Annotated in this window: 12 protein-coding genes; 8 read left to right on the forward strand and 4 right to left on the reverse strand. The window is 39.3% G+C overall.

The genetic code is table 11. The features are described from left to right. A partial coding sequence (locus tag NEOC65_RS09990; RefSeq protein WP_213156062.1) for a transposase family protein occupies positions 1 to 313 on the forward strand: 313 nt, incomplete at its 5' end. A gap of 257 nt (positions 314 to 570) precedes the next feature. Here NEOC65_RS09990 and NEOC65_RS09995 read toward each other — a convergent pair. Beyond that, entirely contained in the window at positions 571 to 2,268 is a 1,698-nt protein-coding gene (locus NEOC65_RS09995; RefSeq protein WP_213151442.1) for a leucine-rich repeat domain-containing protein, read from the reverse strand. A 435-nt stretch (positions 2,269 to 2,703) separates the two neighbouring features. After that, positions 2,704 to 2,901, reverse strand: a complete 198-nt coding sequence (locus tag NEOC65_RS06245) for a hypothetical protein (protein WP_166157591.1) — start codon at positions 2,899 to 2,901, stop codon at positions 2,704 to 2,706. 225 nt (positions 2,902 to 3,126) lie between these two features. Here NEOC65_RS06245 and NEOC65_RS10000 point away from each other — a divergent pair, with 225 nt between their 5' ends. The 4 genes from NEOC65_RS10000 to NEOC65_RS06265 all read left to right on the forward strand — a co-directional run bounded on the left by NEOC65_RS10000 (position 3,127) and on the right by NEOC65_RS06265 (position 7,404). After that, positions 3,127 to 3,333: a hypothetical protein gene (locus NEOC65_RS10000; protein ID WP_502710355.1), complete on the forward strand. Its 207-nt coding sequence runs from the start codon at positions 3,127 to 3,129 to the stop codon at positions 3,331 to 3,333. Positions 3,334 to 3,383: 50 nt separating this feature from the next. After that, positions 3,384 to 3,704 (forward strand): transposase, encoded by a 321-nt coding sequence (locus NEOC65_RS10005; RefSeq protein ID WP_213151444.1) that lies wholly within the window; start codon positions 3,384 to 3,386, stop codon positions 3,702 to 3,704. A gap of 446 nt (positions 3,705 to 4,150) precedes the next feature. Beyond that, positions 4,151 to 4,801, forward strand: a complete 651-nt coding sequence (locus NEOC65_RS06260) for a hypothetical protein (protein WP_213151440.1) — start codon at positions 4,151 to 4,153, stop codon at positions 4,799 to 4,801. Continuing rightward, positions 4,798 to 7,404 carry a hypothetical protein gene (locus NEOC65_RS06265; protein WP_213151439.1) on the forward strand — a complete coding sequence of 869 codons (2,607 nt, stop codon included), beginning with the start codon at positions 4,798 to 4,800 and terminating at the stop codon, positions 7,402 to 7,404. The genes NEOC65_RS06260 and NEOC65_RS06265 overlap by 4 nt, the downstream gene beginning before the upstream one ends. A 291-nt stretch (positions 7,405 to 7,695) precedes the next feature. Here the strand turns inward: NEOC65_RS06265 and NEOC65_RS06270 are convergent, their stop codons facing one another. Beyond that, on the reverse strand, positions 7,696 to 9,081 hold the full coding sequence (locus NEOC65_RS06270; protein ID WP_213151438.1) for a hypothetical protein: 1,386 nt from the start codon (positions 9,079 to 9,081) through the stop codon (positions 7,696 to 7,698). Between the two features lie 277 nt (positions 9,082 to 9,358). After that, positions 9,359 to 10,507, reverse strand: coding sequence for a hypothetical protein (locus NEOC65_RS06275; RefSeq protein ID WP_213156063.1), 1,149 nt, complete (start codon positions 10,505 to 10,507; stop codon positions 9,359 to 9,361). A gap of 369 nt (positions 10,508 to 10,876) precedes the next feature. On the opposite strand from NEOC65_RS06275, the gene NEOC65_RS09800 reads away from it, so the two are divergent. The 3 genes from NEOC65_RS09800 (at position 10,877) to hemW (ending at position 14,622) form a co-directional block, all read left to right on the forward strand. Further along, a complete protein-coding gene (locus NEOC65_RS09800) occupies positions 10,877 to 12,859 on the forward strand; it encodes a cytochrome c biogenesis protein (RefSeq protein WP_213156064.1) in 1,983 nt (660 codons plus the stop codon). An 87-nt stretch (positions 12,860 to 12,946) separates the two neighbouring features. Continuing rightward, complete coding sequence (locus NEOC65_RS06285; protein ID WP_349305299.1) at positions 12,947 to 13,426, forward strand: hypothetical protein; 480 nt, start codon at positions 12,947 to 12,949, stop codon at positions 13,424 to 13,426. Between the two features lie 50 nt (positions 13,427 to 13,476). Further along, positions 13,477 to 14,622 (forward strand): radical SAM family heme chaperone HemW, encoded by a 1,146-nt coding sequence (gene hemW, locus NEOC65_RS06290; protein WP_213156066.1) that lies wholly within the window; start codon positions 13,477 to 13,479, stop codon positions 14,620 to 14,622. The last annotated feature ends 5 nt before the right edge of the window (positions 14,623 to 14,627 follow it).

Genomic DNA, 14,627 nt, shown 5'->3' on the forward strand with positions numbered 1-14,627 from the left:
TAGGCTATTCAAAGAATCCCAGGTTAAAATCAATCCACAAATAAGGGTGTTAACCGATTCAGGGTATCAAGGATTAAAAAAGCTGCATGCCCAAACCCAGATGCCCAAGAAAAAAAGTAAGAAGAAGCCTTTAACTCAAGAGGATAAAAGAACAAATCAAAGTTTATCCAGAGAAAGAGTTGCCAATGAAAACGTGATTGGCCTCCTTAAGCGATTTAAAATTATAGCCGATCGTTACAGAAATAGACGTAAAAGGTTTGCACTTCGCTTCAACTTAATTGCAGCAATCTATAACTGGGAATTAAATACGTGAGTTTCGAAAGAGGTCTAATATTACTTACAGAGAAGAACTTTTAAAAAATTTATTTATAATGCGTTAACCCTGGTCCTTCCAGCCATAACACTCTGCAGAAAAAAAGAAAAACTTCTTGTCATTATAAATGTGTAGGTTAGCTTAAGCTTACTTAAGTGGCGGGAAGGAAAGCGGATGATTTGCTTAAAGATAAGTTGGCTAAAAGTTTTTTACTCCATTTTAGCTCACCCTCAATTTAAAAAGTACTTAAGGCGATTCTACAATTGGAAACGCTGCCTTATTTTTTCTGCAATATCTTTCAAAGGATTTCCCGTTAATTCAAGCTCTTGCCTTTGCAGCCGAGGCAGCTGCCCAATTTCTGCAGGCAGGCTGGTGAGCTGATTTTGATTTAAGTAAAGCCTTTGCAGCTGAGACAGCTGCCCGATTTCTGCAGGCAGGCTGGTGAGCTGGTTTTGATTTAAGTAAAGCGTTCGCAGCTCAGACAATTGCCCGATTTCTGCAGGCAGGCTGGTGAGCTGGTTTTGATTTAAGTAAAGATGTAGCAGCTCAGACAATTGCCCGATTTCTGCAGGCAGACTGGTGAGCTGGTTCTGGTTTAAGTAAAGTCTTTGCAGCTCAGACAATTGCCCAATTTCTGCAGGAAGGCTGGTGAGCTGGTTCTGGTTTAAGTAAAGTCTTTGCAGCTCAGACAATTGCCCTATCTCTGCAGGCAGGCTGGTGAGCTGGCTTTGGTCTAAGTAAAGCTCTTGCAGCGAAGACAATTGCCCTATCTCTGCAGGCAGGCTGGTGAGCTGATTTTGATTTAAGTAAAGCCTTTGCAGCTGAGACAGCTGCCCGATTTCTGCAGGCAGGCTGGTGAGCTGGTTTTGATTTAAGTCAAGCCGTGCCAGCCGAAACAATTGCCCGATTTCAGTAGGAAGGCTGGTGAGCTGGTTTTGATTTAATTCAAGCGTATGCAGCTGAGACAGCTGCCCAATTTCTGCAGGCAGGCTAGTGAGCTGGTTTTGATTTAAGCGAAGATATTGCAGCTCAGACAGCTGCCCGATTTCTGTAGGCAGGCTGGTGAGCTGGTTTTGGTCTAAGTAAAGCCCTTTCAGTTGAGGCAACCGCTCGATTCCTGCAGGCAGGCTAGTGAGCTGGTTTTGATTTAAGTGAAGCCATTGCAGCTGAGATAGCTGCCCGATTCCTGCAGGAAGGTTGGTGAGTTGGTTTTGGTCTAAGTAAAGCCCTTTCAGTTGAGGCAACCGCTCGATTCCTGCAGGCAGGCTAGTGAGCTGGTTTTGATTTAAGTGAAGCCATTGCAGCTGAGATAGCTGCCCGATTTCTGCAGGAAGGTTGGTGAGTTGGTTTTGGCTTAAATCAAGCTCTTGCAGCTGAGACAATTGGCCTATTTCTGGGGGTAAGTAAGTCAAGCGTGCTTTAGATAAATCTAAAGCCGTGATGTTTTTACAATTTTCTTCAATCCAATCTCTAAGAAGCTCTCCTTTTTTTTCTAAAGGTAAATACTTGATTTTTTCTTGACTTAAGTATGCCCCTCCACCAGGCAGTGCTTTCCACATTAACAGACGATTAATATTTATAAGATAAGAGGCATAGTTAGCCAAAGTAAAGCACCTTTTTTCCTGGGTTTCCCATTTAAATTCTAGCTCCGCAGGAGCAAGGGATTTAGCTAGAGTAAAGGCCTCCTTGAAGATTGCCTTAGCTTTTTCTCCTTCGGAAAGCCTATCATTCAGCTTATAAATCCTATCTACAATAAAAGCTTGCTCCTTAACATTTCCTTGAGGAACATGTACTTTACCTATTTTTTTATAAAGAGAAGGCATCACTTCAGAAGCCAGCAGATGATGCCATCTTTTACAGACGCTAAATAAGGAAGGAACTGCGCAAGCCTCTAAGATAGGGAGTAGCAATTCATTGGGCAAGCTTTCAATAGATGTCGATGAGATAGAATGCATCTTATTTCCTTGGGTAGTAATGACTTCTCAGCATTTTTATTTATAAAGGCAATATAAAAAAATTAAAAAAGCAAGTCAAACGAATTCGTATCCTTATTACAAGAGGGGTATCGGCTAACTTGTTAAGCAAAGAGCAAGATATTATGTCTTGTAGGCGATAACTAGATATAAAAGGTTTTTGCTCAGCTTTAGGCCGATTAGACGTAGTATGCGTTTGATTTGCAATACATCGAAGTTCTATGAGCTATATATATTTAAGTTTTTTTACAAACTCATCTAATGGACGTTTAGCATCGCTTGGACATAAAAACTCTTACTGTATGGAGCTTAATAAAGGCTTGGGCTTCTTTTTCATTGCCCTTAAGGTAATGCTTGGCTAAAGTACGGCATTCTCTTGGATAGGCCGCTTGGCTGAGGATGACTACCCATCTTTGTTCAACACCGGCATAGCAAAGGGGTAGCCTTAAAAGCTCGTATCTCTACAGTTTTGTCGTAAGGCGCTTCAAATATGAGTTCTTTGACCTCTTTGATTTGCATAGACACACGCGTGGCAAATAAGCTTTGTTCTCTTTTAAAGACTTGTGAGGTAGTTGGCGTATAGAGAGCGTTATCTCCTACTATATAATCCAACATGATTTAAAGCATTTTCGCCTTAAAGTGGTGTTGTTGCGTAAATGATAAGAAGTGTAGGCGATAAGATTGCTCTTTCACTCTTAAGAGCTATAAAATTAGTTTACAAAAACAAAAATATAGGCAAGCTATGGAAAAAAGCTTAACTACCGCCTACGTAATGGGCCCGAGTATAACAAAGCTTTAGTGCAAAGAGAAAGCATAACTTTATAGCTTTCGGGTGAAACCATTAAAGGATGGAGGGAAAATAAAAGCATGGGTAAGAAGGGACGCCCAAGAATTTACTCTGCTGATGCTATCCTATGCACGCTGTTGATTGGAGCGGTTTATCATTTGCCCCTCCTAAGCCTTGCGAGGATTTTTGTTATCGCTGATTACTTTGCTGGCTTTGGGTTTGCCTATTCCTTGTTATACACGCATTTGCAGGCGTGCTAAGAAGCTTAGGCAAGGGCTTAAAAAGTTAAGCCTTAAAGCGTCCAACAGACATAGTCTTTAATTCCTCTGGAGTAAAGGTCTATAGCGAAAGAGAGTGGAAAGCGCACCAGCATGGCAAAGCCAAGCGAAGAATTTGCAGAAAGATTCATCTAGCCATTTGCCCAGATTCGCATAAGATTATTTTAAGAGAATTAATAAAGAGCAATAAAGTCGGTGATTCAGTGGCAAGCCAAATGATCTTTGAGCTACCAAAGAGTGTACAAACTGCTTATAGAGATGGCGCTTATGATAGACAAGCTTCGTGTCGATCATCTTATGTGCGGGATATAGATCCTTTGGTACCTCCAAAAAGAGAAGGAAGGCTAAGCTAAGAGGCGGACAAACCTTTGATGAAAAAAAATAATGCTTTAAAAATCATTCAAGGCTTTGGAGAAGATGAGGAGACCAGGCAGCTCTGGAAGAAGCTTTGCGGCTATCACAGAAGATAGTTTGCCGAAACGGCGATGTGCCACTTTAAAAGAAGCTTTGGAGGATAGTTTCGCTCTAGGAAATTAGCTTATCAACAAGCGCATTATATGCCAAATCCTTGGTTATGAACAAGAGGACAAAACTTGGAATGCCCAAGACAATGGGTGCTAACTTATGTGATATATCTTTAGAGGAGCTATTAAAGCATTTACGCAACAAGGTCTGATTTAGGTAAAAAGACTAAGACTTAGAGAAGTTACAAACGTCTAGCACTTTAGGCAGATAAAGAATTTTTTAGCTATATGGGCCTCTAATTTTATTAAAAATCCCTTATTTATAAAAGCTTTTGATGAGAATAAAATTCTTCACAATTATATTGCTCACTTGGATCAGCTGCAGCTGTTCAACTCAAGATTCTTCCAATGCTACTTTAAAATACGTGGAAATTGCCGCACGTGGTGAGGAAGCCTCTGAAAGTAAACCGATTATCTACCGCTTAAAAGTGGATGCTAATTGGATACAACACCATCCTTCTCCTTTAGATCCTCGAGCTGATACTAGGCAAGCAATTATAGAATTTTATATTGTTCATCAGGATGAAAAAGTTTCTATTACTATCCATAATTTTCCCTCCGATAATATCTATCAACGCCCCTCCCCTTTTACCTATATTTCTCGTTGGAAAAAGCAGCTTCATCCATTGGATCCCGAGACTGTCTCCCTAACATCTCAAGCCTTTGGAGGGTATTGTGGCTTTTGGTTTGAAGCTACAGGAGAGATAAAGGGGAGCCAAACAACAATGTTTGCTTGGATTTTACAATTAGCTCCTGAACATTATCACCACCTTGTCGCCCCAGGCTCTCCTTACCTTCTAAAAAAATATAGACAAATGAGAAGCGATGTAACCATCAAAGCTATAGGCCCCCCATTCTTAATGCAAAGATACCGGCAGTCTATCATTGCTTTTGCTCGAAGTTTCCACCTTATTGAAGATTTATGATGAAACATCTTTTAAAATTTTATCATTTTTTAGGAAGCATACAACTTGCCATCATGCTACTGGCACTAGCAATTCTTGTAGCAGCTTTAGGAACACTTCTAGAAGCGCAAAGCCAGTCTCACCTTTCTTCTGCCTATCTTACCTATCACAATCCCCTATTTCGTAGCCTAGCAGGAGGATTTTTTATTAATATTTTGGTCTCCGCCTTAAGAAGATGGCCTTTTCGTGTTAGGCATATTCCCTTTTTGATAACTCACTGCGGACTACTCATGCTATTAAGCGGTCTTATTATCAACAATTATTATGGTATTCAAGGCTGTATGGGTATTATAGAAGGGGGGGCTAGCCACCAAATCTTTCTTCCGCATACTTATGCTATCCATTTAGAGAAAAAGGGAATAGAAAACGCTTATAAGAAGATTCAAAGAGAGTATCCTTTAAATCAATTGATACACCAACCGGTGAAGTTTGAGGATGTAGAGATGAGGGTGATTGATTATGCTCCTCATTCTTATGAGCATAAAGAAACATGGGTTAAAGGCAATCAAGCTATCATTACAGGTATAACCCCCATTCCTTTAATAGAATTCCAGGATAACAAGCCTCTTCTCCCCCCTTTTAAAGCTCATCTTCATCATGAAAATGCTCAGCCGTGGAACTTAATTGCCTTAAAAACTCCTTTTATCAGTGAGGCTGCTAAATATTTCTATCTGCAAAATTTAACTGTAAAGATTTCTGAAACCGAAGGAGGAAAAACCCTTGTAGAAGAGTCTTTAGCTAAACTTTTGTTAGCTCCTTTAGAGATAGATACAGCTCAATTTTCTTTTGCTTTGGATTGGGACGACCCTACATTGAATGAGCTGACACAACCTACTTTGCAGGTGCAAATTAACCATGAAAAAATGGTGATCCGGCTTGCTGGTCCCGATAGTTTGCTTAATCAAAATATCTCTAGCCCTCATAGGGGGAAGCTGCCTTTTACTCTTGATTTGTTTAAAGAGCCCACCTGCTTAATTATGCAAGACGAGCAAGAAGATAATTATCTTTACTTTTTTAATGCCCATGGCGAGGTGTATACTCAATCTTGCACAAAGGAAAAGCTTACATCCATTACCGCTTATGAGGATGGATTTGAAGGATATCAAGTGCAAATGTCGTTCCCCTTTGAAGATTTTCCTTGCAGCCGTACAGATAAAGAGCAAGCAGAACTCTTACGGATTGCCATAAAGTTACGGCAAGGCATAGAACAATATTCTACTCTTTCTCCTCCCCTACAATTGCTAAAGCAGGCCGCTGATGCGTCTCATCAAGAGTTTGCAGAGGCCACAGTAAATTTTCTCCACGCTTGGGAAAACTCCTCCTCTTTATTATTTACAGCTCCTTATTCGCCTTCATTAGAGAGGCTTTTTCATAAGCTAAACTGGAACATTCTCCCACAACAAGAGCAGTATGCCTGCGGATGGCTATGCCTTTTCCTGGAGGAAATTGAAAAAGAATTGGAGGAAGGAAAAAATTTTTCGCAAATTTTAACAAAGAGAAAATGGCCTTTTGCACTCCCGTTTGTGTCATTAGATAACAATAATATGGATCATATGATCTCTTTGTTTGCGCAGCAATTATTTGCTGTAGCTTCACAGCTACCACCTCCTTCTAGGATGCCAGCTACGTTTTCTGCTAAAGCCCTGTCAGCTTATTTAAAAGCGTACGGTATCACTTTATCTAACCTACGTGAGCCTATGCACTCTCTGCAGATCATTCGTTCTTACCATGCAAGCCGCTTATATTTTGATAAGGTTCTAAAAATATTATCTCCCTTAGCACCCCTAAGGGCCCAGCAATTAGCCCTATTGATCAACGTGCTGCCAGATAACTCTTATGCTATGGAAGAGATAAAAAAAGCTTATATAAGCTATCAAATTCAGAATAAAGAAGAAAATTTTAGCTACCCGCCCTCTAAAGTAGAACTCATCGCACATTTACTTTACAATGCTCCTTTAGCTACAAAAAGCCTTTCTAGCGAGGAGGCTAGTGTCCTTTCAGCTAGTTTAAACGCAGATGAGGTGATACTCAAGAGCCCTCTGACTTTAAAGCAAACCAAAGCTAAATCCTTGCCTAAATGGGAGCATAATCTGCCTTTGCTTACCTTGGAGTTAAAAGAAGGCACTTATAAAGAGCTTATTACTCTCACCTATGACCCATACGGCAAGAAGCTTCTTTGGCCTGTTTTGAAAGGGAAGTATCTTATACGTTTTCAACCTTTATTTAGGGATATTCCTTATAAAATACGTTTACATGATGCTCGGCAAATCAATTATCCAGGTACCACCCAGCCTTATAGCTATGAAAGTGATATTTTTATCCATGATTTAAAAAGGAATACTAGGATAGAAAAAACCCTTAGCATGAATAATATCTACCAAACGCCTGAGGGCTATCGTTTTTACTTAGCCAATCTCTCCCCGCCTACGGAAGTGGCTGTCCAACATGCACAGATTTTAGTGAATTATGATCCTGCTAAATATTGGCTCACCTACCCCGGGGTGCTGATGATAAGTTTAGGAATTGGGTTACTTTGGTGGATGCAACCCTACAAGAGACGTTAAAAGAGTCTGCAGGATTCAATCGTTGCGCCTGCCATTTGTTTCACACACCCTATCAGCTCCCTCATCGTCAAGGCCGGTTTTTTTTCTATAAGCTTAAGAGCCACTTAAAAACCCGCTCAAAAAGTCTATAGTTAATCTATAAAAACCTAAACACTTTAATATATTTTTCAGCTTAGGCATGCGCATACAACATTGATTTTTATAAACATAGAGGGAGGTGAAGCGAAGAAGTTATTAAATAAGCTTTTGTGATTTAATACTTCTGCTACCACCCTGCCTCCATGTAAAGCCCTAAGAAGGCTTAACATTTTTTCTAGCAGCATTCCTTCTTCTTCGCCTTTTGTTGCTTTTAGAAGCAGCTGAGTTATTAGTTTCCGCAGCCACCTTTGCTGATTTGTTGGCTGTGCTTCCATGCTGAGGTTCAGCTTTGGGTTCAGGTGGCAATTCAACTAGTTTGTTAAGAATATTTTTCTGATTAGGGTTAAGTTTAGTACGGATAAGAGATTGCTGAGCTGCCGTTAGCGTATTAAAAGTCTCAAGCGCACGGCGTCTTCTCTTTATCTTCTGATGAATATCTTCCATCGATAAAGTTTTCTCTTGCTCATTATCTTTTTCTCTCTTGTCTTCCAAAGTCTGCGCTTCTTTTTTAATGTCACCTTGAGCAGGAAGCTGGACCTGGCTTTCTACATGCTCATCGTCATTTTTGACTGCCTCTAACCTTTGTACGAGCTCTTCCTCCACTAGCTTTTCTCGTTCTATCCCTATTAAGAGTGGCTCTTGTGCGTACATGGTTGAGTTACGTGCAGAATGACTGGGGCTATCCCGCCATTCATCCAAGTTTACCGAGTTACGTGCCGAGCTATTTGTTGATCCTGGCTCGTTACTTAGCTTATTAGCCATTTGGTTAAAGGCACTTCCGAATGTTTGTAGTAAGATATCGTTTTCAGCTTCGGAATGCTCTTCAGCTTCTTGGGGAGTTACACTTTTTAACTTCATCGCTAAAATAAGGTCTAGCAAATCTTCGACATCCTTCTCCTCTTCTATGTTTGAGGGATTGATGAAGCTATTAGGTGGGAGTGGTGGGGGTGGAGGCACTCCATTACTAGGAATGGCAGGTAGAGGACGAGATTGCGTATCTGTAGATAGCGCAGCTTTTTTAGCAGCAGGCAAAGATTCAACTGCTTGAGAAGATGGTAAAGAGGTAGGGTCAGAAGGTGATTCATTTAAGCCAACTTGGGCTTGCTGCGGACCTGTAAGGTGCAATTTATCATGAATATCTTTGCAGGTTTTAGGCGAAACGATACCAGTTATTAAACAACAAATAGGAGAAATAGTTAAAAACATTACAAATTTATAGGCATGCAAAGCAACATTCACCCAGCTTTTGGAAAGATTTTCAGAGATGAGGTTATAGCTTTCAAGCTTACTCCAACTTCTTTTTTTCAAAGCAGGTATTTGACCTAAGGTAGTGATATAGGTAGCAGCAGCCATTTTGATAATAAGATTAGCTAGTTGTTGGCCTGCAGAAGGCACACAAGATATTGTTGACACAAACACCCAACCACGCGCAGCTAAACGACATCTACCTGTTTCACTTAAAACAGCTTTATGGAGAGCCCAATTAGCGGGAGAGGCATCTATAGAAAAAAACTTAAGTTTAGTAACACGTGTAGCCATATGACACCTTTATGCAAAAATTTGAATACCAACGTGCATATTAATAAATACCCAAATAGTTTACAATTACAACTTTAAAAAGCCTGTTTAGAAGTTTATAGAGATAAGAGGTAGAGAAACGAGGCGGAAATTGATTTCCTATGGCTTGACAGATAAGCAAAGCCTTAACAAAAAATCTAGAATAAATAATAAAGAATACCTAGGGTATTTATAAAACACGGGAGGTATTAACCGATAAATCTTAAAGAACAGCGGGATAGTTTTTATCCAATCATTTCTAAAAGGCAAAGTCTAAGCTTTCCTCTTCACTATCGCTTTCATCTTGTGCTATAGCTAGGCGTAAGCTATTTAAGCTGCTCGTTAATAACTCTTGACATGAGGCCTTTTCTAATTGGTCTTCCTCTGAAGTTTTTTCTTTTTTTCCTAAAGCGCTATAAGAATTCTTACTTGTAGCACTCCTCATGCTACCAGATGGGTCATAAGAGCGATTTTTATTTAAAAATTCCCGGTCGAGCTCGGTATAATCAAATTGGCCATTTTGATCATCATCGCTTAGCTCCCATTCACTTTCCTCAATAGGAGATTTTTCTTCCCCTGCGGATGAAGTATTTTTCTCCTTAAGCTGCGAAAGCTTGCACCAAAATGCACCCGTCATATTTAACAAAAGATCTGGCATACTCATCGATTTATGAGCCACTAAATCTTGCTGGCTTGATTCTGAGCTTGCCACATCCAAATGAGCCCTCATTAGAGTTTCTTGGTACGGTACTGATAAACTGGAGATAGGGCTGCTGCTCTTAGTTATCTGCTTAGCTGTGGCTTGCAAAGGGCTCAGGCTAGTGTTTACATTTGCTTTAGCTGAAGCATGAGGAAGACCTGGTTGAATAGGCTTTAGCTTAACGCTAGATAAAATCTTAGGGGTTACAACAAAAGGAGCATTCAGAACTGCCGATTTTGGCTTGAGCGAGCTAGAGTTGTTAAGAGGAAGCCTCTTTACCTTTTTTAAACCTTCAAAGCCTTTTTGTGGACTAGCCTTGATAACGGTATTTGCATAAGACCGCCTTACATAGGAATCAACGGAGCTATTATGGTTAGAAGGTAAAAGGCTATTTGCAGAAGAGCAATGCATGTTTACAAGAGCATCGAATGCTAAGCGATGGGAGGCTGAGCTTGCAATCAAAATCCTACCTATGATGGTAAGCTTAAAGCAAACAATAGCAGCCATGCCTGCTAAAATGCGTAGAGCAAGGCTCCTAACTTTTACCGAATACCCATCTTTTTGAAAGATTATTTTCTTACCAAAAGCTACATTAGCAAAAAAATAAAATAAATTTCCTATTTTTTCTCTTTTATCCGCCTGATGGGTAGGTCCTTCATAAATATGAAAAGCACGTGAACCCAATTCATTTATATTTCTTGCTGCCATATTGTGTCCAAATTTAAATTTATACAATAACATATTTAATATTTATAATAAAGAACTATTACAGTTAATTAATTAAAAATTGTTAATTACATTTTAAATCTTATCTTAGAACACTGTATAACTTGCTTTAAGCCAAGCTTTTCCTTTAAAGGATAAACTCATCATCTATTTGCTGCAAAAGATTATTTTCAATAAGATAGCGAAAAACAGTAGGACTTATAGGTTAAGTAAATGGATAAGGCGTGCAAAATTTATTTAGGTTGGCTGAAAACTTTTTTTTATCTTTTATTATTTTTATTATTACTAATAATTTTGATTCCTTCCTCTTCATTGAATAGTTATGAGCTAAGCGAACTAGCTTTGAAGGAGGTGCCTACCTCTTTTAAAGGCCGGTTTAGACCTTTGGAGGTAACAGCTCGCTTATGGCTTGAAGGCTATTATCATCGACAATCTATCAAGTCACAGCATTATCAAGCTTTCCATAGGATTGGGCCTTCAGCCTTATCTCTTCTTTGGCATCTTCAATTTCAGGCTCATTATCACTGGGATGACACTCCCCTTTTTTGGATTTACTCGGCCCGCTTGAAACAATTATTAGACCTTCCCGTGAAAGATAATTATTTTACCTATCAACAGCTTCATCAAGCGATTTATGAGCGCAAAAAAACTAATCTTGCCTTGATTAAAGAATTAGTGACCTACCATTTCCTTAAGGCTTATTTTGAAGCTCCTAACTACGCCAATAGAGAAAAAATGGAGTTAAGTCATCTATCTTCTGGGCTCTGGGCGATCTTCAAAAAAGGTCAAGTTTTTATTACCGCCCATCCTAAAAACCCTCCTTGGCAATACCTTAAGCCCGGATTTATGACTTCCGATCCCAGTGAGGAGCTTACTTCTGACCATGTTAAAAAACATCGCCATCTTAATGAAGAAATTTTAAGAATTTTACAAGCTTTAAAACAGTTTTCCTATCTGAAAGGTCCTTATGCCGAGGGAGATAAGGAGTATCAAGCCCTTTATCGGCACTTAACAGCAAAAAACTTAGCCCCCTATCAAATCGCAGAATTTCTTGAGCAAGAATATCCTTTAAGCCAAAGGCTAGCTTATGCGGGCACAATCCTCAAGGTTTTGCCCGCAAAAGATGGGGAATGGTATTCTCTTAATGCTCTTACCATGCATCACTACAATGTAGAAAAAAATCTATTAGAGCCTATTTCCAATTTTACTCTTTATCCTAATGAACAGTTTGAGCAGCTACGCGACCTTTACTATAAGCTTATCAAGGATTATAACAATAAAGAATATAAGCAGCAGCTAGCTAATCTACTGATGGATAATTATCATCCTTTAATCGGACAGCCTGTTCAAAAGGCTTGGGGGAAATCTCTTACCTATCCTTCTATCAAAAAGTTAAGAATGGAGCATTGGTATTATCAATTACCTTTAATCGAAGCCACTATCGCTCTCTACAGCTTAGCCATTATCCTATTCTCCATTGGACTTAGCCAGAAAAAGCAAAAATTTAATAAAATTGGTTCTTGCTGTATCTTCCTAGCATTTTGTTTAAATACTCTAATTTTAGTTCTTCGCTGTCTTATTTTAGAGCGTCCTCCGGTATCCAATATGTTTGAAACCGTGATTTATGTACCATGGATCGCTGTATTGGCAAGCCTTGCGCTTGCAAGGAAAATGAAAAATTCATTCATTATGTTAAGCGCATCTATCGTAGCGTTAGCTTTAATTATTATGATTAAAGTGACGAGCTTAGGAAGCAGCTTAGAAAATGTTCAAGCTGTTTTAGATTCTCACTATTGGTTAATTATTCATGTTTTAATGGTAGTAGGCAGCTACGGAGTCTTTGCCTTAGCAGGCGTTTTAGGACAGATCTACCTTTGTCAATATTTAATTCATAAACAGGAAACGTCCGAGATGCGTGAATTAGGCCAAACAATTTTGCAAGCGGTCTATGTAGGAGTTATTCTTCTTATTCCAGGTACTCTATTAGGAGGGATTTGGGCAGCTCAAAGTTGGGGCCGCTTTTGGGATTGGGATCCTAAAGAATCATGGGCCTTTATCTCTAGCTGCATTTATCTTATCTTCATCCATGCCTACACCTTTAAGCATATCTATTTCTTTGGATTAGCAATGGGGTCGATATTAGGCTTGCTAGCTATTAGCTTTACATGGTATGGAGTGAACTACATCTTAGGTACAGGATTACATAGCTATGGATTTGGAGCAGGGGGAGAAATTTATTATTATCTGTTTATTTTAGCGGAACTATTTTTTTTAATAGTTGCTGGCTATTTTCATTTAAAAGCTGTACAGGTAAAATCTTTTGAACGGAAATAAAATGATTTGTTAAAATTTTAGCATGCAACCAAAAGCCTACACAAATCCCCCAACAATAGGTTAGCTTATAGGAACCCCATGAAACATATTAAAAGTGAAAGATTAAAAAAACTTGAAGTAGAACTTAACGATCTTGAACAATGGCTTAAGCTCGGCCTCGTTCCTAAAAAGGATATGGATAAACATAAGGAAGAAATACGCGCTATTCAGACTAAGATTGAAGAAGAAAAAGAAAGGCTTAAGTTTCTAAAAGAAAGTGGCGAAGCGGAAGAATATATAGCTCCTAAACGCCCTACAGCCCGAGCAGGCTACACCGAAATGCCAACTATCCCTGACATAGATATGGGAGATACAGGGGCAGGCATAGGCGATACAGCTTTTGACATGGAGACTGATGCCATTGATGTAGAAAGCTCTGTGATTGAGGAAAAGGATGAAACTGAAGATGAAGAGGGAGCTACACGCGATGAAAATGCTGAAGAAGAGGAAGAAGAAGAATCTTATTTCAGCGATCGCAATCGATGGCGCCGCGGAGGAATCATAGACCCTGATGCAGATGAATGGTAGAGTGAATAAAGAGCCTCCTCCTTTGTTAAAAATTAAGATATTCAATTTAAATGCCGCCCCCTAAAGAGCCTATTAGTCTTTATTTTCATATACCTTTCTGTACACATAAATGTGGCTATTGCCACTTTTATGTGTTACCTAATCGCCAAGAGCTAAAAGATATTTTCATGCAAGCTTTGGCTAAGGAATGGTCGTTACGCCTTCCTGATCTTATCGATAAAGAAATTGTTAGCATTTATTTTGGTGGGGGTACGCCTTCTTTATTAGGAGTAGAGTATCTAAGTGAAATTATTGAATGGATCAAACGCGATGTAAACTTTGATCCTTTAACCACTGAGGTTACCCTCGAAGCCAATCCAGAAACTATTACTTTTTCTCTTATGCAAGCTTATGCGCTAGCCGGTGTCAATCGGGTGAGCATAGGCATACAAACACTCAGCAATACTCTATTAGAAAAGCTAGAAAGACAACATAGCGCAGAAAAGGCTATCGAAGCAGTTTGGACCTCCTATGAAGCTGGAATAAAAAATCTTACCATCGATCTCATGTACGACCTTCCTAACCAAACTCTAGCTATTTGGAAAGAAACGCTTTTGCAAGTAAGCCAATTACCCATCAAACATCTATCGCTTTATAATTTAACTATTGAACCTCATACTACCTTTTTTAAATATCGTAATCTTTTACTGAAAACTTTGCCAGATCCTGACTTAAGTTTACAAATGTATGAGATGGCTCAAGCAATGCTAAATAGCTGCCAATTAAAGCAATATGAAATATCAGCTTTTGCTCAAGAGGGCTTTCAGTCTAAGCATAACACAGGCTACTGGGCAGGTCGTCCTTTTTTAGGATTTGGTCCCTCAGCATTTAGCTATTGGAAAGGCAAACGTTTTCGCAACATTGCTCATCTTAAGCGTTATGCTTATCTATTGAGTAATGAGAATTTTCCTCTTGATTTTGAAGAACAGCTAGATCCTGAGGCAAGCCAAAGAGAACTATTAACGATTCGCCTAAGAATGAGAGAAGGAATTGATTTAAAAGCTTTTCAACAAACACATGGTGCACTTAGCCAGGAGACATTACAAAATCTTACCGACTTAGAAGAGCAAGGATTTATTCATAAAGAATCAAATAGGATAAGCCTTTCCCAGCAAGGCGTTCTTTTTTATGATACGGTAGCAACCGAGCTCATCTAAGCTTC

This window comes from Neochlamydia sp. AcF65, assembly GCF_018342435.1.
GTDB lineage: Bacteria > Chlamydiota > Chlamydiia > Chlamydiales > Parachlamydiaceae > Neochlamydia.

Excerpts from the sequence above, each read along its gene's own strand:
- NEOC65_RS09995 (WP_213151442.1), bottom strand. The coding sequence starts at position 2,268 with ATGCATTCTATCTCATCGACATCTATTGAAAGCTTGCCCAATGAATTG.
- NEOC65_RS06270 (WP_213151438.1), bottom strand. The coding sequence starts at position 9,081 with ATGGCTACACGTGTTACTAAACTTAAGTTTTTTTCTATAGATGCCTCT.
- hemW (WP_213156066.1), top strand. The coding sequence starts at position 13,477 with ATGCCGCCCCCTAAAGAGCCTATTAGTCTTTATTTTCATATACCTTTC.
- NEOC65_RS06260 (WP_213151440.1), top strand. The coding sequence starts at position 4,151 with ATGAGAATAAAATTCTTCACAATTATATTGCTCACTTGGATCAGCTGC.
- NEOC65_RS06265 (WP_213151439.1), top strand. The coding sequence starts at position 4,798 with ATGATGAAACATCTTTTAAAATTTTATCATTTTTTAGGAAGCATACAA.
- NEOC65_RS06245 (WP_166157591.1), bottom strand. The coding sequence starts at position 2,901 with ATGTTGGATTATATAGTAGGAGATAACGCTCTCTATACGCCAACTACC.
- NEOC65_RS06275 (WP_213156063.1), bottom strand. The coding sequence starts at position 10,507 with ATGGCAGCAAGAAATATAAATGAATTGGGTTCACGTGCTTTTCATATT.